Consider the following 25,278-nt stretch of genomic DNA (forward strand, 5'->3'; position numbering starts at 1 on the left):
AAGAAAGTGAAATTTTGCATCTGTTACTTCCAAATAAGATCTCTTATTTGGTCTGCATCTTTCACTTCAATACTGTATCCTTGCTCAGTGTCTGATAACGCAACAAGTAATCCAGAATACCCTTTACTTTTAGATAATGAAAGATGATATCCTTGGACCGTTTGATCTTTGTAATAAATATTCAATTCAAACTCTGCCCCATAATCCAACGAGCCCTCCATTGGTATTGAGTCTCTAATGGCAGTTCTATAAATATCTACTGATGTTTTATCTGTATAATCTCGATCTAGGAAAGGCTTATCCTCCCAATCTTCGCATAACTGAATACACTTAAGTTTGATGAATTCGATTTGTTCATTTTTAAGCACTTTATTCTGATTAATACTTCGACATGCAGTATAAGCAAGGGTTATGCCTATAAATACAATGATAATAGTAATCAATCTTTTGCTAAAGAACATGCTTGTCACACCTTCTTTTCAAAATTATCTTATCCTTTGTAAATTTCCGCACATTTAATTAGACGTTGACTGCGAATTATTGTTGCGCAAAACTACTCTTTAGCTGTCTAGTGCTTTATTTCCTCAGTCTAATACTTTATTTATACAGAAATGGTTCCGTTAAATGATGCACAGTACGAAGATATTGTGAAATAAAAGAAAGCGCGCTTGTTCAACTAACGAAAAAACGTTAGTTGAAAACAAAAGGGATCAGCTTGCCAGTTGGTAACTGCCCCTTTTTGCTAATCGGCAGGTTAACTTTCTGCTCCTTCCTCCCTTACTTTCGCAACTTATAGCAATCTTTCAGGTATAACTTATATAGATTCTAAAAAAAGGAGTCAACGACAACGTGAAAACGAAAAAGAATATATTATTTCTTCTAATCGCATTAATACTGGCTGTAATTGTCTTACTAAGTTTTTGGCTTTACTCTAGTAAAGCTTATTATCCAACGCTTCCTTTTGAAGGTGTATCAAAGAAAGAAGTTGTTGAGAAATTGGATAAGAGTAACAATGAACTAGTTGAGTTAGCAAATGTTAATGGGTTTTATTGGCTTGGTTATAGTGGAAATCAACAAGAAGGAAGAGACAAAGTCATAAGGGAAATGGAGAATCAAGGGTTAAAGTATGACTCTTATGAGGGTTCTGGGATATTTTTTGAAGGTGAAGGAAGGATTATTATAACAGGGCAGATGTGGACTAGCGACTATGTATTATACAAAGTGCCAGTAGAAAGTTATTTAGGTGCAGGGGATCATTAACTTCACAACAGGTTGATTACACTAACTGGAAAACGTTAGATGAACACAGCAGGGAGCAGCTTACCACTTGGCAACTGCTCTCTTTTATTTACAAACCAGCAGAGTAGGATAGCGGTGACGAAATGTACGAAACTTTATCTCGATGAATAATAAGTCTTGCTCAGGTAACCTTAATAAAAACATGGGTCTTTTATTAAGGAGGAACAAGAGTGTTTAACTACATAGTACTCGTATTAATGGTGATGATAAACGTATCAGGACATAACGAATGGGTGAACATTGATCAAACTGAAGAGAAAGTTATCAAGTCATATGAAAATCGGAGTGGGCTAAAAATAACTCTTCCTACGTTTCTTCCGTACAATATAAAAAAAACTGAAACAAAAGATATCAGTAAAGAACAAATAGAAGTCCGATATTATGGATTTGAGGCAGGAGATCAAATATTATTAAGCATTAGTAAAGAAAATAAAAAAATTGATCGTATTAAGCATTATGATGGAGCTTCCTATGCAAAGAAATTATTCTTAAAAGGAGAAGTTCCAGCTGTTTTGTTAACTAGAGATTATAAAAGCTTAACTTTTGTTGACTCAGGAATACAGTATATAATTACTGATTTTACAGGAAGGCCACTTGATGATCAGGAAATCCAGAAGATAGCGGACTCAATGCTATAATCTAAAAATATTGTTACGCTAACTGTAAAGAAAAAACGTTAGTTGAACACAGCAGGGAGAAGCTTACCAGTTGGCAGCTGCTCCCTTTTTGTTATGCAAACTGGGCAGGATAGCTTCAGAAGGCCCTTCTGTTTGTAACGTAACCTTTCCCTATAATAAACGTTATAATAAGAACTAAGGTGATTGGGAAGGGTCAGTGTGAACGGAGGAAGTATGAAGAAAACAGAGTGGATTAAAGTGATTTTAGCAGTATCGCTTATTGGGAATGTTGCCTTATATAAAGATCAAGAACGTGATAACAGAAAACTAGAATTAAGATATGAGTTATTGAATGCAGCCATTTACCGAGATTTAAGTCAACTTGAAGCAACTATACAGCATCAATTAGATAATAATTGGAATAATGAAACACTTGTTACCCAAAAACTAGATGAAGCCATCGATTCAGTTATCTTACACATGGGAATGGAAAGAGATGATGATAAGCAAGATATCCTTTGGGAATTACACGATTACTTGAATGAATTCAAGGTTGGTGACGGAACTTTAGATGTTAGTTTAAACGATAAGCAACGTGCCGATTACATCCACTTAGGAGAGAAGCTGCGTTCTAACGGGTGGTCGTTTAATGTAGGGTATGATACAAACTGGGATATATTTGCGTCAAAAGTAAAGGAGCTCGTAACGGAGTCATAGAAGTCATAAGTCTGCAAGTGGATGCGGATTACTAGTACGGAAAGACCAACATTGACTAATGTTTTTAAACGTAACTTATTTAAAGTAAAGAAAAAACGATAGCTGAACACAGCAGGGAGCAGCTTGCCAGTTGGCAACTGCTACCTTCAAAGTAAGCAACGATCAATAGACTGGTGCTTTTTCTCTTAGCTACTTTTGGCAGATTAATTCAACTTTTTAATCACTAAAAGCGTTATATCTAAGGGACATAGCTATTGTGTAGGAAGAACAAGCGAAAAATTAGTTTCACAAGTATTATCTGTTTATGAGAAGAAAATACCGGGATTGGTTAAAGCTAGACAAGATAATAATTAAATCATCAATTCGTATCTTCCCTAATAAAACAGTATCTATATTGGTTTATAAAGGTGAGGGGAATTCATACCAAATTTACAGACTCGGTTCTTATCTTAATCGGACGGAAATAGATGTGACTATCTATTAGCTCAGGGATCTTTCACTATAATAAAAGTGAATTTTGATTGGTAAGGAGGATTTGTATGAAAAAGAAGATTTTATTTATTTTTAGTTTAAGTGTTGTTAGTGCTTTAACTTTAGGTGCCATTTACTCTTCAGCATTAGATCCTTTTACAAATTCAATACGAAAAGTCGAATCTCAACTTGAGTCAAACAAGCAACTACAAGATAAAGTATTAGTTGAGATTGGAGATATCAAGGTGACAAATGTAGAGTTGGCAAATTTAAAAGCTAACAAATTAGTTGAAACAAATCCTGTAATAGATGAATCTACACTACTTAAAGAAATTGTAGTTGATAAGTTATTCTTAGAATTAGCTGATGATGAAGGAGTTACTGCAACATATGAGGAAGGAAAAAAAGAAGCAGAAAGAATGCGTGCTCTGTTGGCAAAACAAAGTAAAGAAGTGCAGGATACTCAGAAAAATTTCATAGAATTAAGAGGTCTAACAGAAGAAGAGTATTGGACTGAATATGCTCCTTCAGAATACCAAGAACAACTAACATTACAGAACCTTGGTCAGTTGTTAATCAAACAAGGGAAAATCGGTGTTGATAAAGATAGTAATACTAATTTAGGACAAGATTTAATTAAATTTAAGGAGCAGCTCCTTACAGATGCATTATCTAAGGGTGATGTGAAAATTGTAGATAATAGTATCAACTTCTAATGTCGAAGGGCAAGAACATATATACAACAGAAGTTTCATATTGTACCGCTTTTTTATTTATTAAAAGGTTGATGGAATCAACCTGAAGACCATTGAACTAACGAGAAAACGTTAGCTAAAGAAGAACCAGTAAGCAACCGATCTACAGAGCGGTTGCTTTTTCTTTAATATTGGGCAGATTAATGGTATTATTTGTATAATTTGATATTCGACAAATCGCATATATTTGAGATTATATTACATTTTGACGGAGATAGAGGTGGACTATTATTTTAAAAGATACTACTCATTTAGATGCTCAGCGAATAAATTCGACTGTGCGTGATATCGTTTTAAAGCATGTTAGATCCTTTTTTATTGGACTTATTGTACAAGGTTCTGCTGTAAAAGGTGGAGTTATTTCTGGCAGTAGTGACATTGATTACGTACTTTATGTAGATGACTTGGGTCTGAACGAACAGGGGGCCCTTCCTTTTGAAATTTGTATCAATATACATAAAGAACTTAGCAAAATTGATGTAAAACCCTTTCGATATATCCAATTCAGTGTGTTATCTCATAAAACGAATAAGTATCTGCCGCCGATTTCAGGTAGTTTTCAACTTTTAGCTGGACTATTACTAGAGCCTGTAGCATCCGACGAACAAATATATCGCGATGCTATAGAATCATTGGAAAGACTGAAGCCAGAGGTAGCGTTTCATTCGCACCAACTTTTGGACCATGGAGAAGATAGGATTGAACGTTGTGCAAGGTTAATGTGTACAATTGTTTGGCCCGTCGTCTTTCAGTTACTTACTGTCATACACCATGATGGCACACGTATATGGAATTTGAAGAAGCAGGAGGCAGTTTCTCTACTTTCCAACGAACCAATAATTGGAGGTAAGGCGGAGTATTTCCTTTGTTCTGTGCAGTCTTATTATCCACAAGAACAATCTCCAGAAAAGGCTTTAAAGTTAATTGAGGATGGGATTAGCTTTCTAAAGGTGGCTAAGAGAGTGTGGATGGAACATCGTTCAGAATTATGGCCTTCTGCCGAAAACAAATCCATTAGATTGAACTAACTGAAAAAACGATAGTTCAATTAGAGAAAAGTAAGCAACCGATTCAATAGACCGGTTGCTTTTTCTTTAATTTACTGGGCAGAATAGTGCAACAAATGTATCTGACATGTGTTTGTAATATTGAATGATAAACATTGAAGGTCTTACCTAGAAGGAGGGACTCAGCATATGGATATATCAAAGAAGAACAAAATGATATATGTTTTAATTTTATTTATTTTAATAACAATGGTGGGGATTTATTTTTCAAAAAGTACAAATAAACTTTATGGAAATGATAAAGAATCCATACAAGAAGTGATTGAATCTATTGAGGGTTATGAAGATGAATCAGTTGAGATTTTGGAGCTTAAAGATATTAATGATATAAGGATAGTTGCTTTCTTATCAAATAATAGTCCAGCATATATTGAATTTTCTAAAAACCAAAAAGGCAATTATGAATGGAGACATATTGAAAAACATGCAGGTAAATCATTTGCTACATTCTTAATTCGCACATCCGATCATGTATTACAAAATTCAAAATTTATGATAGTGACTAATCAGGAAAATAATATTGCGAAAATGGAATTAGAGGTAAATGAACAAGTAATTGAACAAAAGTTAAGTATAAATCAGAAATCTGTTACTTGGATTGATCTACCTAGGGATGGTCATGCATTTAAATATAAATATTATGATAAGGACGGTAATCTTCTTACTGATAATTGATTACAAAGCTGACCGATCGCATTGATCGATTGCCTTTATAATCAAGCTAAGAGAACAGGAGAGTACTAATATTGTTCAACTAACGAAAAAACTGTTAGTTGAACAAAGCAGGAGCGACTTGCCAGTTGGCAACTGCTTTAAATATTCCTCACAAGGGGTTTTATGGTACTTGGTGAATATAAACATATGCTATTTTAAAAAGCGTCTTAGGAGGATACTATGAATGAAAACTACACGAAGATAATATTAACTGGAATACTGTTAAGTTTGTTGATCATTGCCTTTAAACCTAACCAAAAGGTTGAACCTACAATTATTCCACCATCTAATGTAACTGTAAGCAGTAATAACGAATTCATCCAAATTTCCTCAAACATTATTGGTGTGAAAGATGACGGAACGCATTCTGGCATTCGTGGACAACTACTGGTGTTTGAATACAACAATACATCTAAGTTATTTGAGTTAAAGGATCACTTAATTATGAAGAGTACATCAATCATCCAGAAAAATACGGGATAGCTGTTAGAAAGTAAATAGTAATTTAGTATCTTTACTCCGAGTTCTTCATTGAACTAACTGTAAAACGATAGCTCAATAAGAACAAGTAAGCAGCCGCTCAAAAGACCGGTTGCTTTTTCTTTTAGCTAACGAACAGATTAGTTTAATTAATGCTGAGACTTCGGAATAACTTTTTAAAACTTGTAGCCAAGAAAAATGAAGATATAAATAATCTTGAACAAAAACTAAATGAAATTGAAGCTATTTAAGTTTTGTATCTGATTTTTTTCATTTCTAAAATTTATAGTTATCGCAATCTATTTCTGTTGGAAGAGGGTTATATTCCTCTATTTGAGAATTCAATATATGTATCTGGGAACTCTGTATATTTTAATGCTAGCATCATTAACCTCTCTAAAATGTATGTAGAAAGTATTACAGTGTGATACTTTCTACACTTAAAGTGCCTCTTATATTATCGACTATTAAGATGATAACTTTCTTAGTTCTATCTAGCATAGAGAATATTAATTGTTATATTTTTCCTGTATTTTCTGATAATATTAGTATATAGTTTCCAATTGAAAATAAACAATACAACTCAGGAGGACGTATGAAAAACAAAAAAAATAAACTGATTATAGGAGGTCTATTTTTTACTACTCTAATGGCAATTGGAATCGTATTTAATACACCAACTTTAAAGGCAGAGAATCCAGCTCTTAATTCAGATGAATTCACAATTAGTGATAGAATTAATACTTCAGAGAAAGAGCTGAAAATACTAGAAGAGAACACGAATCAAGAAATAGAGGCATTAATCTCCTTAGATGGACAGCATGAAGTTGAAATTGCTAAAGCGATTTCAACTGAAACGGGAATAGAAATCGAAGCAATGTATCATGCATACACGTATGAAGACGAAGTAATCAGCGGTGGATTTATTTTAGAAGAGGACCAAACAATTGAAGATGCAGTGGTTAAATATGAAGATGATCTCAAAACTATGCTTGTAAATCAAATTGAAAATTATGAGGAAGAAGTTTCTCTAAAAGAAAGATCACTTATATTAGAACAAAATCCCAATGCAGAAAAAGCACAAGAGGAACAACGTTCTGTGGAAGCAAAAAAAGAACTTATTCATGTATTTAAAGAGAGATTGAATGAACTTAACAATGACGGACTAAAAATATATGGCTTAAAAGTAAAGGGAACTGGTGAAAATCTTTTAAAATTAAAGTCACAGGAAGAAGTTAGATTAGTAGAAAAAGTAACTGGAGATAATGAAAATTGGAAACCAATTAACACGGTTACGTCGGAGGTACAAAATTAATGTTTAAAAAATTCATATCGATAGTTCTTGCGACAATGATGATTTTTATAGGTGTTTCTAATGTAAATGCTGCTCCAGCTGAAGATTGGGTTCCTTGGAAAGGAGACTCTAGTATATATGTTACTTCAAGTTATGAAAGATTTAGTCATCAACAAATTTATTTTAGGAGTGCTACAGTAGGTTTCTATGATTCTACATTTGATACTTATGAGCATTCAGCAGTTTTTTATGATTACGAAAATAAAGCCTTTGCTAGGGATGCAGCGGGATCAGCTTTTGAATCTAATTTTCCGGATCCATATTTAGATACACAAATTTTAAACAGCTGGGGTGTTGCAGGTAGTAAAAGTGAACCAGATGTTTCTGTAGGATCATACGATCCTAATGAATTTGTATCAGGTAAGTGGTATTATTCGACAGTTAAATTGGATAATACTGATAGTACAAAGAGTATGTATAAAATAACTGCACAAGAAGGAACTAACTACGGGTGTGGGAAATATTGTGTGAATGGTAATTCTAGTGCAATTCTTGTTCCTTTTGACCCGGAATTTACGGCTCCAGATAATCAAAGGTACAGATATGAATGGGAAGACAATAACTCAATGGCTGTTTCTCCAGATGACATATTAGTTAATGAATGGGGAGGAGGAACAATTACCTCAACTCAAGATCCTGACTACTGGAAATTTCAAGCTACAACAGGTGGCTATCATAAGGTAATATTAAATAATCCTAAAGGTAGTTATAACTATAATGTTACTATATTTAACAGTTCTGGAACACAAGTCGCGAGACTTGCAGATAGTGCTGATGGTTATGATGAACGGAACGATGTATATCTAAGTCCAGGAACCTATTATTTTAAAGTATCATCTGCATTAGGTTCATCTGCAGATTTACAATATCATTTACACATTAAAAAATAAGAGAAATAAGGAGTAACTAATGAAAAAGTTATGGTCTTTAGCAATATGTTTCTGTTTAACTTTGTTATTAACTGCTTGTGGAGACAAGATATCTCCTAAAAAAGTTGGAGACATGTTAAGTAATGAAGGAATCGAAGTAACATTCGGGGATAATATGGAGGAAAATTATTATCATTATTTTTTAAATAAAGATGCGAATTTTGCTATATATTTTCTTAAAGATACAGAAGAAGCAGAGGAACAAGAAAAATCTTTCAAAGATCCTAAGTATAAAACTTTTCTTGTGAATAATGGTAATTTGATAGTCTATTATTATATGAACGGTGAAGCAGATCAAGAATTAGATTCTAAGATATCAAATTTCGTTGAAAAATTTGATGAGCTAATAGAGGATAAATAAAGATCTCGATTCAGAAATTTGATCGTAACCTTCTCTTTAGATGACGTGTTGTGATTTATGAGAGACTATTAGATTCAATATTGTTAGCGAAAATATGGTTCAAGAAGAAAAAGTAAGCAACTGATCAATAAACCGGTTGCTTTTCTTTAAGCTTATAGGAATATCATCCCCAATGTATGGAGGAGCAGCTTGCCAGTTGGCAGTTGCTCCTTTTAGTTATGTAAACCGGCAGGAAAGTTGATTAAACAGACACATAAATATTCCTCACAAAGGGTTTTATGGTACTTGGTGAATATAAACATATGCTATTTAAAAAAGCGTCTTAGGAGGATATTATGAATGAAAACTACACGAAGATAATATTAACTGGAATACTGTTAAGCTTGTTGATCATTGCCTTTAAACCTAACCAAAAGGTTGAACCAACAATTATTCCACCATCCAATGTAACTGTAAGCAGTAATAACGAATTCATCCAAATTTCCTCAAACATTATTGGTGTGAAAGATGACGGAACGCATTCTGGCATTCGTGGACAACTACTGGTGTTTGAATACAACAATACATCTAAGTTATTTGAGTTTAAAGGATCACTTAATTATGAAGAGTACATCAATCATCCAGAAAAATACGGGATAGCTGTTAGAAAGTAAATAGTAATTTAGTATTTATATTCCGAGTTCTTCATTGAGCTAACAGAATAAACGTTAGATGAACACAGCAGGGCTTGACTTACCACTTGGCAACTGCTCTCTTTTATTTACAAACCAGCAGAGTAGGATAGCGTGACGAAATGTACGAAACTTTATCTCGATGAATAATAAGTTTTGCTCAGGTAACCTTAATAAAAACATGGATCTTTTATTAAGGAGGAACAAGATTGTTTAACTACATAGTACTCGTATTAATGGTGATGATAAACGTATCAGGACATAACGAATGGGTGAACATTGATCAAACTGAAGAGAAAGTTATCAAGTCATATGAAAATCGGAGTGGGTTAAAAATAACTCTTCCTACGTTTCTTCCTTACAATATAAAAAAAACTGAAACAAAAGATATCAGTAAAGAACAAATAGAAGTCCGATATTATGGATTTGAGGCAGGAGATCAAATATTATTAAGCATTAGTAAAGAGAATAAAAAATTTGATCGTATTAAGCATTATGATGGAGCTTCCTATGCAAAGAAATTATTCTTAAAAGGAGAAGTTCCAGCTATTTTGTTAACTAGAGATTATAAAAGCTTAACTTTTGTTCACTCAGGAATACAGTATATAATTACTGATTTTACAGGAAGGCCACTTGATGATCAGGAAATCCAAAAAATAGCGGATTCAATGCTATAATCTAAATTTATTGTTACGCTAACGATAAAACGTTAGGTCAATAACAGCATGGAGCAGTTTGCCGGTGGCATTTGCTCCATTTTCCGTTAAGTTAACCGGCAGGTTATTTTAAAATGAGAATAGAGTTTTAAAATGCTGAGCAAAATAAACGAAAAATCCAAAGGTGATCCGTTTGAAAATAAAACAAAGCTTATGCATTTTAGTCTTAATCGGTATAGTGTTAGCAAACTCAACTTTAACTTCAGCATCAAATGCAGGGATTAGTGAAAGAGAAAAACAGCTCGAGGAAGCTCTATTACAACAGTTGCATTCTTCTATAGTGTCAGCACTCAAGAGTATTTACAAAACAGAATATATTATGATTGGATGCAAACAAATTTCTTCAATAAATTCACTTGTCACACTTAAAAATAAAGATAAAGAAAGCAAAAGCATAAGTGCAGATGCAATGCACGGAGGAAAATACTTTGAACTGACCATTAGCTTATGTGATGTAGGACCAGAAGAGGACTATGTTGAACTGTACTTCAAGAATGATACTGCAGGGGCTAATTACTATCTGGTACACTATAAAATCACACCTAAAGACTGAACTAACGAAGAAACGTTAGTTCAATTAGAACAAGTAAGTAGCCGCTCAAAAGACCGGCTACTTTGTCTTTAGGCTAACGGGCAGATATTTGGATTACAAGACTTGTTTTCTAAAGTAAATGAAGAAACTCTTTGTATAGAAAGTTACATAAACAAATAATTTTTGTTCAACATTGTGATAAGGAATTAGTATCTGGGGAAAAACAAAGATATTTAGAGTTCATAGAAGATGATGTATTAAAATGAACGTATAATAATCATTTTATAGTGTGTTATTTAACGATCGGGAAGGCTAGTTGAACAAAAATGAAAAAGGCAACCAATCCATCGGTTGCCTTTTTGAAGTTCCTATTTTAACGCTTATTGACTATTGTTCGTCTTTATCTATAGACGCGCGTCCATTTCTCTACTGCATCAGTGTTAGGACCCGGCGGTGAGGGTGCTATTTAATAACTTTCTGAATACATGGTCTACTCAAGTGATCATCTTATTTATTTGCTTACTTGAAGTTTTCTTTTTGTTAGAACTTCATTTTCATAAACTTTTCCCCAATCCCTCATAAGGAAAATAATAGGTTTCAATGTTTCTCCAAAGTCTGTAAGAGAATATTCTACTTTTGGGGGGATCTCACGATATATTTCACGATGCACAATGCCATCTTGCTCTAATTCACGAAGTTGCAACGTTAACATACGTTGTGTAATATCAGGCATTATTCTCCGTAACTCGTTAAAACGCTTAGGACCAGAAACTAAGTGATATATGATGAGCCCTTTCCACTTTCCTCCGATCACATCTACTGTAAAAGCAACAGGACAAGCAGAAGCGTCTGGACAGATTCCTTTATTTAATTTATCCATAATATCACTCCAATAATTTAGGTATTAAAAAGTATACTACACAACAAAAAGTATTCTATACAACAAAAATGTGCGTACTTACTATTTTACAATACATAAAGTAACATGGGTTTTGCAAGTTAAGAGAAATCATTTGTAATAAAGGAGTGTTACTATGACAGCTACACTATTTTCACCATATACAATAAAAGGTGTTACATTAAAAAATCGAATTGTCATGTCACCAATGTGTATGCACAGTTCAGATGAATCAGGGGAAGTAAAGAATTTTCATTTAACACATTATACAGCCCGTGCTTTGGGTCAAGCAGGATTAATTATGCCTGAAACGCTTGTTATTAGCTCCGATGGATTAATCGGACCTGGAGACTTAGGCATTTGGGATGATCATCATATTAAGGGGTTGAGAAACCTAGTTGATCGAATACATGAATTCGGAGCAAAAGCTGGTGCTCAAATTGGACATGCAGGCAGACTTACAAATAAAGAGGGAGTTACTCCAATTGGACCTTCTCCCATTCCGTTTAGCGAGAATACTCAAACACCCATTGAAATGACAAAAGAAGATATTCAGCAAATGGTTCTTAATTTCAAACAAGCTGCACGTAGAGTACGAGAAGCAGGATTTGATATTCTCGAAGTTCACTGTGCACATGGTTATTTATTAAATGAGTTTCTTTCTCCACTTTCCAATCAGCGTACTGATGAATACGGTGGGAGCTTAGAAAATCGCTATCGTATAGTAAGAGAAGTCATTGAGGCTGTGAAAACAGAATGGGATGGTCCATTGTTCGTTCGTATTTCTAGTACTGACTATAAAGAAGGCGGGAATACAGTTACTAGTTTTGTGGAATATGCCAAGAAAATGAAAGAACAAGGTGTTGACTTAGTTGATTGTAGTTCAGGCGGAATTGCTCCTGTAAAAGTCGATTCCTATCCGAATTACCAGGTTCCTGCTGCAGATCGAATTAGAAACGAGGTAGGAATAGCAACCGGTGCAGTTGGATTAATTAAAACAGGAAGACAAGCAGAAGAAATTTTAAGAAACAAACGTGCAGATTTAGTATTCATTGGACGAGAATTTCTTAAAAATCCATTTTGGCCGCGTGCAGCTGCTGAGGAATTAGGGGCCGATATTGAAGCGCCTGTGCAATACACACGTTATGGATCTCACTGGTTAAAAAGTTAATAGATGAATTGAAAAAGGAAGATGAATAATGCAAAAAATGAAAGCTGTAGGTTTATATGCATATCTCCCGATTGATCATCTAGATAGTTTATTAGATGTTGAAGTTCCAAAACCAAAAGCAACTGGACGGGATATATTGGTAAAAGTAAAAGCGATTGCTGTTAATCCTGTTGATGCTATTGTTCGTTCTCCAAAACCTGACGTAGAAGAAGAACCGAAAATTTTAGGTTGGGATGTCGCGGGTGTTGTGGAAGAAGTTGGTCATGATTGTACATTATTTAAACCGGGTGATGAAGTATATTATGCAGGTAGTATTACTCGTCAAGGTGGAAATAGTGAATACCATTTAGTAGATGAAAGAATTGTCGGTAGAAAACCGGTAACTCTTGATTATGCGCAAGCCGCAGCTCTTCCGTTAACGACAATCACTGCATATGAAAGTTTATTCGATCGACTTCAAATAAGCCATGATATGAACGAAAATAAAAGCATTCTGATCATTGGTGCAGCGGGTGGGGTAGGGTCGATCGCTATTCAATTAGCAAAATTAGCAGGTTTAACGACTATTGGTACAGCATCACGTCTAGAAACTACAAAATGGATCAAAGACCTCGGAGCAGATCATGTTATTAACCACTATGAGGAATTCATTCCACAATTAAGAGAGCTTGGTATTGATACAGTAGATTATATTTTGTGCCTAAGCAAAACAGAAGAGTATTGGGAAGCGATGGAGAAAGTTATTGCCCCACAAGGAAAAATATGCTCGATTGTTGAAACAGACGAAAAGCTTGATCTTACCCTTATGAAAAATAAAAGTGTGACATTTGTTTGGGAGATGGTATTCACACGTTCTATGTATGGAACAAACGATATGATCGAACAACATCACATTTTAAATAAAGTAGCTCGTTTAATTGATGCAGGCAAGATTAGAACTACCTTGTCAGAACGCCTCTCCCCTATTAATGCAGAAAAACTAAAAGAGGCGCACAAGAAAGTAGAATCAAGAACTGTGATCGGTAAAATTGTATTGGAAAATTTTTAAGAAGAGAGGATTCGAATTCATGAAAGCATGGCAAAAACAAGGGCTAGGATTAGAGAACATTAAATTAGTTGAACTAGATAGACCAAAACCAGGTCCTAATCAAATTCTAATGAAAGTTAAAGCTGTATCTCTAAATTTCCGAGATAAAGCTATCGTAGATGGTGTATATTTACCTGAACTGATGAATGATAAAACATTTGTACCAGTATCGGATGCTTCTGGAGAGGTTGTAAGCATTGGTTCGGATGTTACACGTTTTAAAGTAGGAGATCGTGTGACTTCCCATTTGTTCACTAAATGGATTCAAGGTGCACCCAAGGAAAATGAAGGAGCATTCGCTGTTGGGGGTCCGAATGATGGTGGACTCGCAGAATATATGTTGTTAGATGAAGATTCAGCAGTATTTACTCCAGGTAATCTAACTGATGAAGAAGCTTCAACTCTTCCAATTGCTGCTTTAACAGTGTGGTTCTCTTTAGTAGAGTATGGAAAAATTAAGGCTGGCGATACAGTTCTTATTCTGGGAACTGGAGGAGTATCGGTTTATGCGGTTCAAATTGCTTCTGCACTCGGAGCTCGTGTAATTGTTACTACCAGCAGTGATGAAAAAGCAGAGAAAGTAAAATTACTTGGTGCGAATGAGGTTATTAATTATGTTAAAACTCCAAATTGGGAAAAAGAAGTGCTGAGACTTACGAACGGAAAAGGAGCAGAACATATTCTTGAAGTTGTTGGTGGAGAGAGTATCAATCGTTCGATTGAAGCTGTGGCTATTCAAGGCAACATATATGTCATTGGCTTCTTAGGTGGAATGATGGCGGAAGTTAATTTGTTTGCTCTACTTGCTAAACAAGTGAAGATTCAAGGGATCAATGTTGGCCACAAAAATGCATTCGATGATATGCAAAGAGCTTTTGATCAATTGAATATCAATCCAGTTATTGATACTGTGTATCCGTTCGATCAAGCTATCGAAGCATATAAGCACCTCCAACGTGGAGCATTTGGTAAAATTGTTATTCGTGTATCAGAGTAATTGAACTAACGAGAAAACGATAGTTGAACACAGCAGGGAGCAACTTGCCAGTGGGTAGTTGCAAGCGGCAGGATAGTTTAGTTGGACAAAAGGTATACCTTATCATGGCGAATAAAGACAATAAACCCCTCAGCATAATGCCAAGGGGTTTATTGTCTTTATTTTACTTTGATATTTGATCAAATAATCAAAGAGTTCAGAGGAATATAATACGGTTACATCACACAGAATGTTACTACTCTATGATTTGCTTTGCTACCTCTTTTAGATAATCAGCACTCACATCAAGGTCTACTGAAAAAATAACATAGAGATGATCGTTAGATACTAAATTTACGACTTTTCTTGGTTCGCCATCTACAATTACTGCTTTATGGCCGTTGATTTCCTCTACATAGATTTCTGAAGAAGCATAAAGGTCAGAGTTTTTGAACATTTCTACTGTAGATTCTGGAGTTCCCTGTATATCGTTTTGGAAAATTTGAATCTCAGAACCACTTTTCAATTTATAATCAACTCTTGTTTGGACTTCATTACCATAATCAGTTGCCAGAGCGTTCAAATCAACAATTGGATTTTCACTAATTTCTGAAACTACCGCCTTAGAAATAGTATTACTAGAAAGAGGTTTATTCACCAAGTCCAAAGGTATATGATTTCCAGCATGATCCGCCTCTAGTAAAGGAGTAGTTGTGTAAGAGTAGTCAGCAGAAACATCAGAAGTTTGTTTAACTTCAGATGTAGTTGTTTTAGTTATTGTTTCATCACTGGCGTATGCATTAAAAGTGTAAACTCCTCCAAGAAGTAAGGCGTGACAAGACTAGTGGAAAGTATTTTTTTCTTCATTTTCATTTTTCTCCTTTATACTTTGAATTTTTAATATGAGTATACAATGCCCGTTTTCACTACGTATTGGTTGCTCTTATAACGCAAATCATATCTCCAATCATACCCGTCTCCGTTAGGTGTTGATCTGTAAAAAGTTTCAAAAGTAGTGCTACCAGAATGTCTATAATAAAATTGATCATACCCAACATTAACAACATATTTGTTCATACTTTTCCAAGTAGCTGGACCAGCAATATCATCAGCAGTAAGTCCTGCATTTGATTGATAGGATTTCACAGCTGTACCAGTACCACTACCATATTTCCCGTCAATATCACCTACTGTTGACTTTAATCCTGAAGACCATAGATTTGCTTGTAAAGACTCTACATATCCACCAGAAGAACCTGAACTCAGCGTCGGATAGATAGTAAAGATTTCAGCGCTAGCATTTCCTGCAATCAACAAACTTCCGACCAACATTACTGAAGATAATAGTGCTGTGTACCTCGTTTTTTTTGCAATAACCATTAAATAATTCTCTCCAATTCTTGATGTCATAACACTTATTTTGTTGTGATGGAATAGATATACACTTTATTAAAATATTAATAATATGTCAAGAATATTTTGGAAAATAAAATTAATATTTATGGAAATAACGTAAGTGCTTGATCAAAGCCAATATGACAGCGCAATACTTTCATTTGCTACGATCTATTTCTATTGTTTCTTATTAGACAAATAGCTAATTATATTCTAACGTCTTTTCTTTAAGCTACTCGGCAGAATAGTGCAATAAGTTATTGCGATAATCGCCATTGTATGATACCAAATGGTATTGTTAGTCAATTAGTTTTATAATTAATTTCAAGCGAGGTGACAACAAATGTGGAAGAGCAGTTTTATATCTGGTCTGGGACTGATTGCATTAAGTGGCATATTGTTCACATTAGAAAGATTTATTGCAGTTTTTAAATGGATTGGTGAATCGGCTCCAGTAAAAATAAACGGGTCTGGATCTTATACAACTGAACCAGCTATGCCTGGTGTGTTTGATAATCTATTTGTAGGGATTTTCTTGATACTTGGACTAGTTTTATTAATTATTGGGCTAAGTAAAGGAATAAAGAAGTCTGTTTGAAGTTATCCCTTTAACAAAAGCTGTCGATATGTAATACTGTGTTTTTAGGGAAAAATCCATTCTTCTTGAACTAACGAGAAAACTTTAGTTTAACAATGGAGGTAGTCATGCGGCACCTCCTTTTCTTATTGAACAAACGGTAGAATAGTTAAATAAGGATTGAAAAGAGGTGAGTGGAGATGAGTTTAGCTAGTTATATTGGATGTAATATAGAATTACCAATTACCGATAATGAATATTCAGATGATTCTTTGTATATTGGAGGATGTTTTGCGGATGAGGAACACTTGCAAAATGTAAAGAAATATCAGTTTACTACTCCCTATGTTTACGGTATCAAGTCATTGGGGAATTAAAATTTCTGAATATACAACTCCAGAAATCTGTGCTGAATCAAAAGCAAAGTTATTAGAACTTTGTAAAAGAATGGACAGTTATCTTAAAGAGGGCGATTATTTTGAGTTGTATAGCTGTTGGGTGGGAGAAGAAACTGAAAAGCGAGAGGGTGAAATAACCTTACAAATCAATAACTTCGATATTGACCAGATTGAAACACCTGAAAAAACGTTAGTGAAAATTGAAAAGTAAAATTTTCTTCTTCAAGTAACGGGGTGCTTTTGTTTATATCTCGGCTGTCATTTCAGCAGCCTTTTCTTATTAAGCTAACGGATTATCTGAGCAAAACGAGTCTGCAGAGAATACAGCAAAGAGAGAAGTGTTTGAAGAAACTGGTCTTGAAGTTAATGTAGGGCGCTTAACTGGCGTGTATTATGAACCCAATTACATCACTTTGTTTTCACTTGTAAAGTGGTCGACAATCAACAACCACAGCCAGATGCGGAGGAAGTAACTGAATGTAATTTTTGCAATGTAGAGAATTTGCCTAGGCCGATTAGTGATTTTACTATTTCACGTATAAAGGATTCTTTGAATACAAGTAGTGATCATTTATTCCACATCATCGGACCTAGGCGGTGGGTTGAATAATGTTGTTTTACATAAATCATTCAACTAACGAGAAAACGTTAGTTGAACACAGCAGGGAGCAGCTTGCCAGTTGGCAGCTGCTCCCTTAGGGTATGTGTGAGCTGCTAATGGAAGGATAGTGAATTATCCTTCGAGAATATATGATGCTATGTAGTTAAGTAGAGATTCCCTGGAGGTAATATAATGTTGAACAAAGAAACTGTAGTAAAACAACTTGAGCAAGTAGGATTAGGCCAATATGGACATGCCATTGCAAACTGGGCTTTTCCTACAGCTCAACTTTTTCTTGAACCTGTATCTGACATTATGATTCCTATTGGAGGAAGCAAGGTAGGAGGTAATCCTGATCTTCCTGATGATATAGAATGGCCATTATGGAAAGACTATGATATGACTTTTATTGCTCAAATTAACTTGGCAGATTGTCCAGTAAATATTTCTCTTCCTAAGAGTGGGTTGCTGTCTTTTTTCTATGCTGTAAAACCTATGTATGAGGACGATGATTTTTATAATGATCCTCACACATGTCGAGTGATCTACATCGATTCAGAGCGCCTCTCGAAAATTTCACGAAGAAATATTCCTAATAATTTAAATGATTCAGAAATAATGAAGCCGAACAAGATTTTATATGAAACGGGTCTATCTGTACCAACTGCTGAGTCAGCTTATTTGGAAAGTTTGGGGTTAGGCTGGAATGGTAACAGAGATCATTTTGATAAGTATTGGAAATCATTTTTACCGCATTGGTCAAAAGAAGGGTACGTAAACAGACTTATGGGTCATCCTGATCAAATTCAAGGTGATATGCAAGTCGGTTGTGAAATAGCCGTTGGTCCGTACGGCTGGGATGATCTGAATAATTTAGATATTCATGAGAAGGTTGTTAATTCTGCATTAAAGTGGCGTTTACTACTACAAATTGATTCTGAAGAAGAAAAAACCGGAATTATGTGGGGAGATGTTGGAAGGATTTATTTTTGGGTTCATGAGGATGATCTTACTGATTTATGCTTTGAAAGAGTAGTTTGTGAAATGCAGTGTGGGTAAACTAACGAAAAAACATTAGTTGAAGAAATAGTAGGGAGCAGTTTGCCAGTTGGCAGTGCTCCCTTTTCGTTACGAAAACTTGTGATACACTCAGGAAATTGTTTGTTAATGATATGTCAGGTTAAGTAAGGCGTGGGGTGGAGTTATTAGCTTTTATAATTGGTCTGCTTATTTTGTTATTCTTGATAGATAAAATATCAAATAAAATACGTGGGATTGAAGAGAAAAAATATCGGAAACATATGGTAGAAATGTAGATAGTTGGTAATAGTGCAGGGTTATGTTTGTTTTTTTAATAGAAAATCGGAAAACAGTAGTTAAGACGTTAAACTAGATAACATTAATAACTGTGAAGAGCGGTCCAAATCGTTGAGTAATGAAGAGCGGGAGATCGAAGCGGAGGGAGTAGCATTTGTAGTTCTAACCTACTTCGGGTTTGATACAAGTGATTACAGTCTCCCTTATGTAGCAACTTGGTCGATGTCAGCGGAGCCAGAAGCCATTAAAAATGCAGGTGTGGCCATCCAGAGAACAGCGGAGAACAGCGCAAGCCCTCATAGAACAGATTAATGAACAAGTGAGCGAATCAAAAGAAGCTGTTGCATGAAATAAAATCCCTGTCTGATAAGGCCGGGTAAAAAGTCAAAATAGTAGCTACCGCTTTCAGCCGTGCCTTTGATTGAAATAATAAGCAGGCTGCATCCGCCATTAGCGACAGCTGCAGCCTAAGACCAAAGCTTCCGTTTTGGCTCATGAGGAAACATATGAGTATCAATTCAACCGAACCGAAATATCATGCCTGGTCTTATGGATCAAATACAAGGACTGGATTGCACCAACCTTTTCTACTGTCTACCATGAGGAGGGTAATACCAGTTCTTTCATTAGTTTAAATTCTTGGATTTAAAACCAAGGAATTAATTATTTATTAAGCTCTTTAATACAAGATGATTTGGTTAATGAGAAAAAATACAAGCAAGTTCTATTCGTTAATCATTGTTTCTTCAATTCTTATATCAGTAAGCTTGGCTTTCTTTTTATCACTACCCATAATGTAATCAAAATTTAAATAGTAAACAGTTTCCTGGTTCAACAAGGGTATAACAATTTCCGGAACTTCAATTTCTAACAGATAATCGCCTTTATTAACAACAATACTATTATCCATAATTTCTTCAATAGGTACGCTTAGAAAACCACTTTCTTTTGGACTTGCACAACCTGTTAGTACGACCATTATTAGCAATGCTGAAGCTAAAATTAATAATATTTTCTTCATTCTTCCTCCCTCAAGTCTTATAAAGTAATAACAGGCACTATACACCATAATCACTAAATAATAAAGGTTATAAAGGAATTTTTAAAATTACATTATTTAACTGTAAAATTGGATAATATTACACTATAATTCCTTCTGTTATTAATAGTTAATAGTGGGGGAAGAGAAATTAATGAAAAAAACCGTAATGTACTTATCTGTATCATCCTTACTTGCAGCTAGCCTATTGTTCCCGATTACAACAAGTGCTGCAGAAATTAATTCTAATACTGTAGATGTTGAAGGGTATCAGTTAACACAATATGCTGATGGCAGGGTAGAGGGGGTAAATGAACCTCGAGACTTGTCTGAAGAACAAAAGAATGAAATTCTAAAAGTTATTGGTTACTCAGATGCAGAGATTGCTAGTCTGTCACCTTCGTTAAAAAATGAGTTAGTGATTCAAGGTGGGGTTAGAGTTGATTCTAACATAACAGAAGTTAATGTTAGTTACACAGACCTTGAGGGTACTAAATATTCAGTAAACGAAAATACTGTCGATACTGTAACTGACGCGATCTCGGAGGATTTAAAAAAGTTCAATCTACCTGTAGGTGAAGAAGCAAAGGCTGCTCTTGAGGAATTCGTTGTAGATTCTATTCAGGATCCTATGATCACCCCTAGGAATATCAATTCTGATGGAACAGATGATAACAACTTTAAGATATGGGGAACTGTAACTTACCTCGGTAAAACACAAAGCGGTGTTGAATTCAAACATTCTATTCGTAATAATTTCCGTTGGAGTAAAACACCTAACTTTACATTCACAGATACAATCGGGATCAGTCATATTTCTAAAACTATACCGGTTGGGACAAACGGTATTTATGACGCATACGATAGGAACTGGGACAAATGGTTTAACTATGGATTTAAAAAGATAAATAATGGGTTGTATGGTGGATCTGGGGAAATAGATCTTAGAGCATTACATCAAGATAGTTCCCATGTCGGTTACATTGGGAATGAGACTAGGACCGCTGTGAGTCAAAAAGGCACCACTTCTAAATTTTATGGTGCGTACAGCCATGCGGTGGTACCAGAAATCGCAGTAATGGCGCTAAGCATTTATGGTATTGATGTTTCTGGGTATGGGTTCGAATATGATTATTCCCAAACATACACTCTACCAAGCTCTTAGAAACACTATTAGTATGATCAAATCATTCCATTTCTTGGGGTGATTTGTGCTTATCAAGAGAAAGACCGGTATACTCATTAGTTGAGTTGCTGGTCTTTTTTACGCTTATATATTCCCTTAACTCAGTGGCAGAGTACCCATGTAGCGTGCGTTGGTTCAACTCCAAGAGGGGAAGATAAAGTTTTGAGCGAGATACATATATTTTAAAGATGGACTGTACGCATTTTTTGGTCTATCAACCTTCTTTTTATATTAGGACAGTCTATGTGTTTCTTGTATTTTAACTGAGTTTTAGATGTAAATTTCTGTATTGTGATTGGAGGTTATTTTCTTATATAGTTAATGCTTCAAACCTGCCTAGCGAAACCAAAAATCACAACATTCAGGATTGTCGGACACATACGATCGTTTAAGTTTCTCAAAATCCATCGTATATTTCTTATGCCTGATTAGCTATATGAGGAGGTGAAATTTATGAGAGAAAAATTAAATTTATGGTCTTTCTTCCTTTCAATAATTTGTTTAGTTTCATATTTGACAGTCTATAGTTGGGCAGAACTCTATAGACTTATTGGTGAAATATCTGACCCGGACGCCGTGAATATTGTTTACGTTCTTTCGTTGATAACTTTAATCCTTGGAATAATAGGACTAACAGGTAAGAAAAATTTAAAGTCTGTTTCAAGAGGAATAGTAACTATCTTAATCACATTCAGCATAACAGGATTTCTGAGCTTCTTGATGTGGATACTACAATCTTTCTTATTTTAATGAAGTAATTGCTTCTTAAAGGTTTATAATGAAAAATCGCATAAAATCGGAGGCAACTGTTTGAAGATTAACCTTAGCGTAATTAGCTATGTAGCTTATCTATTAGTTACATCGACCACATCATTCTTTTTTTACTGGGTATTCAAGATATGGATAGCAATGGGGCGATTCACAGCAGCAGATGCCCCACCAGGTGACATTGGTGCAACAGAAAAAGTGTTTTATAGTTTCGTTATACCGATTGGGTATTTTGTTATCATGACCTTACTTTCATTTGTTTTTCGTCGTTATTTAATAAAATATTCAGTTAATCTGAAAACAATATTTATACTCGCAATAAATGTACTCATTACTGTCTACTTAATAACACAATTCACAATCTTTTCTTTTAGTTAATTTCTATAGGAGCCGAATGATTGTTTTATTAGGATAAATCATTAAGCTAACGGAAAAACGTTAGTTCAATAACAGCATGGAGCAGCTTGCCAGTTGGCAACTGCTCCCTTTTAGTTATGCAAACGGGCAGGATAGCCCCAATATATGGTATTGTTATGGATGTTGTCCAATGAGGAGGATATCCATGGAGAAGTTATATGAAAGCTTAAATCAATTTAGTGAAAAGGACCTGCGAATGTACTTTTACAATTTATTGAATACAGTTGATCGCTATTGTAAGGACGGTAACTTCGAAGAAAAAAATTTAGCAGAAGGACTTGTTAACATGCTTCAAAACAATTTAAATGAAGTTCGCAACCATCAATTACAAAAGGATGAACTCCAACAATACGTTCATCTAGTTTTCAGTCTCTCTGATGCAGGTTCGCTAAAAGTCACACTCAATAAAATCGGAAAACAAACTCAATGTAAAGTCCTAGCATTCAATGATTGGTTCTCAATCGGACCAATATCTAATTTAGATACAACAACTGGACAACAGAATAGGTGCTTTTGGTTAATGGAATACGATGAGGCTTTCAGATATGGTCAACATTTCAACCAAGAGCATCAGCTTGACAATATGGTAAAAGTAGTTAAAGACATTCCCGAAAATAAAGCCATCGTTATTTGGTGTGCTGATAATGCACATGATCAAACAGGATTACGTTTTGTGTTGCATTTGTTGAGAGAACGTAAACAGCCAGTTAATGTTGTAAATGTAACGGAGATCGTTAATGCTACTAAGCTACAAAATAAAGAAGGAGTTCCCTATGCTAGAAGTTTAATTGATCACGAGCATTTTCAGGAAATAGTGAGAAACTACTTTAAAGGTGTTCCACTTGATCCTAGTCAAAGAAGAAGGTATGAATCAGAATGGTTAATGCTGACGAAAGGAAGTCATGTACTTCGTTTGTGGGAAGATGGGACTGTTAAAAGCAACGATGAGAATTCACTAGACGAAGTGATAATAAGGTCAGTTATGGAACTAGAGCAAGAACATGATGAGGATGGATTTATCAAGGCAGGGAGAGTTGTCGAGAAGGTGTTTGATATATCGCGACAACTTGTAGGATATTCATTTATTTCTTATAGGATTTGGATTTTAGTTAATCAAGGAATTTTTATGTTTAGAGGGGTACCGGGAGCTTTACATCAGTTCTCTATTAAACTTGGAACCGTAGATTAAGCTAACGTAGAAACGATAGTTGAATAAGTAATAATATAAAAGACGGCAGCCAATCGTGGTTGCCGTCTTTTCGATTACGAGCAGAATAGCTTAATGAAGATTCAGAGCGGAGAATCATCTGAGTATGTTCGTACCAACCAACGCTCTACCCACTCTAGATGTAAATTTCTGTATTGTGATTGGAGGTTATTATCCTATATAGTTAATGCTTTAGACCTGCCTAACGAAACCAAAAATCACAACATTTGGGATTGTCGGACACATACGATCGTTTAAGTTTCTCAAAATCCATCTTGATGTGGATACAACAATCGTTCTTATTTTAATGAAGTGTTGGCTTCTTAAGGGCATTACAATGAAAAACGCATAAAATTGGAGGCAACTGTTTGAAGATTAAACTTGGTCTAATTAGTTATGTAGCTTATCTATTAGTTATATCAACCACATCATTCTTATTTTACTGGGTATTCAAGATATGGATAGCAATGGGACGATTCACAGCAGCAGATGCCCCACCAGGTGACATTAGTACAACAGAAAAAGTGTTTTATAGTTTCGTTATACCGATTGGGTACTTTGTTAGCATGACTTTACTTTCATTTGTTTTTCGTCGTTATTTGATAAAATATTCAGTAAATCTGAATACAATAACATTTATACTCGCAATAAATGTACTCATTACTGTCTACTTAATAACACAATTCAAAATCTTTTCTTTTAGTTAATTTCTATAGGAGCCGAATGATTGATTTTATTAGGATAACTCATTAAGCTAACTAGTAGAAACGATAGTTCAAGAAGGACAAGTAAGCAACCGATTAACAATACCCGGTTGCTTTTTCGCTAGGAGAAGAAAGCACCAGGATCAACATAATATCCTATTTGTTGCTCGTATAACAGTTATGCATACCTTGTGGCCACATTCATTGTGTCTATGATTACGTTTTACTCGCTTGTATCAAGCATTATCTGTTTTGTATAAGTAAACTAATACTATGCACGTATTTGACGTTGCCTTAACTAGTAGCATCTTTTATAAGATTATTATTTATTCTTTATGCTTATAAGCACCTCCAGTAATCCCCAGTTGTTCGACTTCACCATCTTCCCCTAATCTATAAGAATACATCTTATTAAGTTCATTTGAGAATTCAACATAGGTTAGATATCCAGAAGCTGTCTCATCAGTTGTTTTTTTTATCTTGACAACTTCAAAACTAGCTATATCGCTCTCCAAATACCCTTTTTCCTCAATTAAATACTCTTTAACTCTTTCCTCATTATAAGCGGCAAGCTCTGGATCACTTTTCGCTGGGGTGTTAAGAGAGTACACCGTAAAAAAAATGAAACCAATTACAAGAATTATAAGCCCTAGAACAACTCCGCCACCAATCATCATTATTTTCTTCAAGAAAAATCCTCCTTTATCTAAAATCAATTAATATATATTAACAAATCACTTCTAATAAAAGTATAATAAAACTAGCAATAAATAGAATATTATTACATAAAAAAGATAGAAAGTTATTTATATCAGAGGGATAGCCTGTTAACTGTGTTTTTTATGAATTATTGC

The 25,278-nt window shown here is 34.7% G+C and carries 27 protein-coding genes and 2 pseudogenes; 23 read left to right on the top strand and 6 right to left on the bottom strand.

The window, feature by feature from the left end; all coding sequences use genetic code 11:
* Positions 1-23: 23 nt before the first annotated feature.
* Positions 24-461, bottom strand: coding sequence for a hypothetical protein (locus tag ACWPWY_RS00005; RefSeq protein ID WP_454189828.1), 438 nt, complete (start codon positions 459-461; stop codon positions 24-26).
* 388 nt (positions 462-849) lie between these two features.
* On the opposite strand from ACWPWY_RS00005, the gene ACWPWY_RS00010 reads away from it, so the two are divergent.
* The 13 genes from ACWPWY_RS00010 to ACWPWY_RS00070 all read left to right on the top strand — a co-directional run bounded on the left by ACWPWY_RS00010 (position 850) and on the right by ACWPWY_RS00070 (position 10,704).
* A complete protein-coding gene (locus ACWPWY_RS00010) occupies positions 850-1,260 on the top strand; it encodes a hypothetical protein (RefSeq protein WP_213533918.1) in 411 nt (136 codons plus the stop codon).
* Positions 1,261-1,469: 209 nt separating this feature from the next.
* Positions 1,470-1,937 (top strand): DUF4367 domain-containing protein, encoded by a 468-nt coding sequence (locus ACWPWY_RS00015; RefSeq protein ID WP_454189829.1) that lies wholly within the window; start codon positions 1,470-1,472, stop codon positions 1,935-1,937.
* Positions 1,938-2,150: 213 nt separating this feature from the next.
* Positions 2,151-2,633, top strand: coding sequence for a hypothetical protein (locus ACWPWY_RS00020; protein ID WP_454189830.1), 483 nt, complete (start codon positions 2,151-2,153; stop codon positions 2,631-2,633).
* A 539-nt stretch (positions 2,634-3,172) separates the two neighbouring features.
* The gene (locus ACWPWY_RS00025; protein ID WP_285745749.1) at positions 3,173-3,820 is read left to right on the top strand and encodes a hypothetical protein; all 648 of its coding nucleotides are present in this window, start codon (positions 3,173-3,175) and stop codon (positions 3,818-3,820) included.
* 317 nt (positions 3,821-4,137) lie between these two features.
* On the top strand, positions 4,138-4,887 hold the full coding sequence (locus tag ACWPWY_RS00030; RefSeq protein ID WP_454189831.1) for a hypothetical protein: 750 nt from the start codon (positions 4,138-4,140) through the stop codon (positions 4,885-4,887).
* A 168-nt stretch (positions 4,888-5,055) separates the two neighbouring features.
* Positions 5,056-5,601: a hypothetical protein gene (locus tag ACWPWY_RS00035; RefSeq protein ID WP_454189832.1), complete on the top strand. Its 546-nt coding sequence runs from the start codon at positions 5,056-5,058 to the stop codon at positions 5,599-5,601.
* 219 nt (positions 5,602-5,820) lie between these two features.
* Positions 5,821-6,123: a hypothetical protein gene (locus ACWPWY_RS00040; protein ID WP_454189833.1), complete on the top strand. Its 303-nt coding sequence runs from the start codon at positions 5,821-5,823 to the stop codon at positions 6,121-6,123.
* Positions 6,124-6,715: 592 nt separating this feature from the next.
* Complete coding sequence (locus ACWPWY_RS00045) at positions 6,716-7,435, top strand: anti sigma factor C-terminal domain-containing protein (RefSeq protein WP_160037211.1); 720 nt, start codon at positions 6,716-6,718, stop codon at positions 7,433-7,435.
* The gene (locus ACWPWY_RS00050; protein ID WP_160037212.1) at positions 7,435-8,364 is read left to right on the top strand and encodes a hypothetical protein; all 930 of its coding nucleotides are present in this window, start codon (positions 7,435-7,437) and stop codon (positions 8,362-8,364) included. Before ACWPWY_RS00045 ends, ACWPWY_RS00050 begins: the two co-directional genes overlap by 1 nt.
* Before the next feature lie 19 nt (positions 8,365-8,383).
* Entirely contained in the window at positions 8,384-8,764 is a 381-nt protein-coding gene (locus ACWPWY_RS00055) for a hypothetical protein (RefSeq protein WP_160037213.1), read from the top strand.
* 335 nt (positions 8,765-9,099) lie between these two features.
* Positions 9,100-9,417 (top strand): hypothetical protein, encoded by a 318-nt coding sequence (locus tag ACWPWY_RS00060; RefSeq protein WP_160037214.1) that lies wholly within the window; start codon positions 9,100-9,102, stop codon positions 9,415-9,417.
* A gap of 227 nt (positions 9,418-9,644) precedes the next feature.
* Positions 9,645-10,112: a DUF4367 domain-containing protein gene (locus ACWPWY_RS00065; protein ID WP_160037248.1), complete on the top strand. Its 468-nt coding sequence runs from the start codon at positions 9,645-9,647 to the stop codon at positions 10,110-10,112.
* Positions 10,113-10,284: 172 nt separating this feature from the next.
* On the top strand, positions 10,285-10,704 hold the full coding sequence (locus tag ACWPWY_RS00070) for a hypothetical protein (protein WP_285745745.1): 420 nt from the start codon (positions 10,285-10,287) through the stop codon (positions 10,702-10,704).
* Positions 10,705-11,194: 490 nt separating this feature from the next.
* Here the strand turns inward: ACWPWY_RS00070 and ACWPWY_RS00075 are convergent, their stop codons facing one another.
* Positions 11,195-11,563: a winged helix-turn-helix transcriptional regulator gene (locus ACWPWY_RS00075; protein ID WP_454189834.1), complete on the bottom strand. Its 369-nt coding sequence runs from the start codon at positions 11,561-11,563 to the stop codon at positions 11,195-11,197.
* A gap of 154 nt (positions 11,564-11,717) precedes the next feature.
* On the opposite strand from ACWPWY_RS00075, the gene namA reads away from it, so the two are divergent.
* The 3 genes from namA to ACWPWY_RS00090 are packed head-to-tail and all read left to right on the top strand — an operon-like array spanning position 11,718 to position 14,836.
* The gene (namA, locus tag ACWPWY_RS00080; RefSeq protein WP_454189835.1) at positions 11,718-12,752 is read left to right on the top strand and encodes an NADPH dehydrogenase NamA; all 1,035 of its coding nucleotides are present in this window, start codon (positions 11,718-11,720) and stop codon (positions 12,750-12,752) included.
* Positions 12,753-12,780: 28 nt separating this feature from the next.
* On the top strand, positions 12,781-13,800 hold the full coding sequence (locus ACWPWY_RS00085; RefSeq protein WP_454189836.1) for a zinc-binding alcohol dehydrogenase family protein: 1,020 nt from the start codon (positions 12,781-12,783) through the stop codon (positions 13,798-13,800).
* Between the two features lie 19 nt (positions 13,801-13,819).
* Positions 13,820-14,836 (top strand): zinc-dependent alcohol dehydrogenase family protein, encoded by a 1,017-nt coding sequence (locus tag ACWPWY_RS00090; protein ID WP_454189837.1) that lies wholly within the window; start codon positions 13,820-13,822, stop codon positions 14,834-14,836.
* A 235-nt stretch (positions 14,837-15,071) separates the two neighbouring features.
* Here ACWPWY_RS00090 and ACWPWY_RS00095 read toward each other — a convergent pair whose 3' ends face one another.
* Both ACWPWY_RS00095 and ACWPWY_RS00100 read right to left on the bottom strand, forming a co-directional pair.
* Positions 15,072-15,482, bottom strand: a complete 411-nt coding sequence (locus ACWPWY_RS00095) for a hypothetical protein (RefSeq protein ID WP_454189838.1) — start codon at positions 15,480-15,482, stop codon at positions 15,072-15,074.
* 230 nt (positions 15,483-15,712) lie between these two features.
* Positions 15,713-16,195, bottom strand: a complete 483-nt coding sequence (locus ACWPWY_RS00100; RefSeq protein WP_454189839.1) for a peptidoglycan-binding domain-containing protein — start codon at positions 16,193-16,195, stop codon at positions 15,713-15,715.
* Between the two features lie 358 nt (positions 16,196-16,553).
* Between ACWPWY_RS00100 and ACWPWY_RS00105 the strand changes: the two genes are divergently transcribed.
* The 5 genes and pseudogenes from ACWPWY_RS00105 to ACWPWY_RS00125 all read left to right on the top strand — a co-directional run bounded on the left by ACWPWY_RS00105 (position 16,554) and on the right by ACWPWY_RS00125 (position 19,415).
* Positions 16,554-16,808, top strand: coding sequence for a hypothetical protein (locus ACWPWY_RS00105; RefSeq protein WP_160034999.1), 255 nt, complete (start codon positions 16,554-16,556; stop codon positions 16,806-16,808).
* A gap of 179 nt (positions 16,809-16,987) precedes the next feature.
* Positions 16,988-17,396: pseudogene (locus tag ACWPWY_RS00110) on the top strand (hypothetical protein).
* 91 nt (positions 17,397-17,487) lie between these two features.
* Positions 17,488-17,658, top strand: a pseudogene (locus tag ACWPWY_RS00115) (NUDIX domain-containing protein); the annotation flags it as partial.
* 320 nt (positions 17,659-17,978) lie between these two features.
* On the top strand, positions 17,979-18,845 hold the full coding sequence (locus ACWPWY_RS00120) for a YwqG family protein (RefSeq protein ID WP_454189840.1): 867 nt from the start codon (positions 17,979-17,981) through the stop codon (positions 18,843-18,845).
* A 369-nt stretch (positions 18,846-19,214) separates the two neighbouring features.
* Positions 19,215-19,415, top strand: a complete 201-nt coding sequence (locus ACWPWY_RS00125) for a hypothetical protein (RefSeq protein WP_454189841.1) — start codon at positions 19,215-19,217, stop codon at positions 19,413-19,415.
* Between the two features lie 412 nt (positions 19,416-19,827).
* On the opposite strand, the gene ACWPWY_RS00130 is transcribed toward ACWPWY_RS00125, so the two are convergent.
* The gene (locus ACWPWY_RS00130) at positions 19,828-20,124 is read right to left on the bottom strand and encodes a hypothetical protein (RefSeq protein WP_454189842.1); all 297 of its coding nucleotides are present in this window, start codon (positions 20,122-20,124) and stop codon (positions 19,828-19,830) included.
* A gap of 172 nt (positions 20,125-20,296) precedes the next feature.
* On the opposite strand from ACWPWY_RS00130, the gene ACWPWY_RS00135 reads away from it, so the two are divergent.
* Positions 20,297-21,307, top strand: coding sequence for a hypothetical protein (locus tag ACWPWY_RS00135; protein ID WP_454189843.1), 1,011 nt, complete (start codon positions 20,297-20,299; stop codon positions 21,305-21,307).
* 1,351 nt (positions 21,308-22,658) lie between these two features.
* Positions 22,659-23,702: a DUF1835 domain-containing protein gene (locus tag ACWPWY_RS00140; RefSeq protein WP_454189844.1), complete on the top strand. Its 1,044-nt coding sequence runs from the start codon at positions 22,659-22,661 to the stop codon at positions 23,700-23,702.
* Positions 23,703-24,750: 1,048 nt separating this feature from the next.
* On the opposite strand, the gene ACWPWY_RS00145 is transcribed toward ACWPWY_RS00140, so the two are convergent.
* Positions 24,751-25,113 (bottom strand): EGFR-like transmembrane domain-containing protein, encoded by a 363-nt coding sequence (locus tag ACWPWY_RS00145; protein ID WP_213535256.1) that lies wholly within the window; start codon positions 25,111-25,113, stop codon positions 24,751-24,753.
* Between the last annotated feature and the right edge of the window lie 165 nt (positions 25,114-25,278).

The sequence above is a fragment of the Paenibacillus sp. Marseille-Q7038 genome (assembly GCF_965111595.1).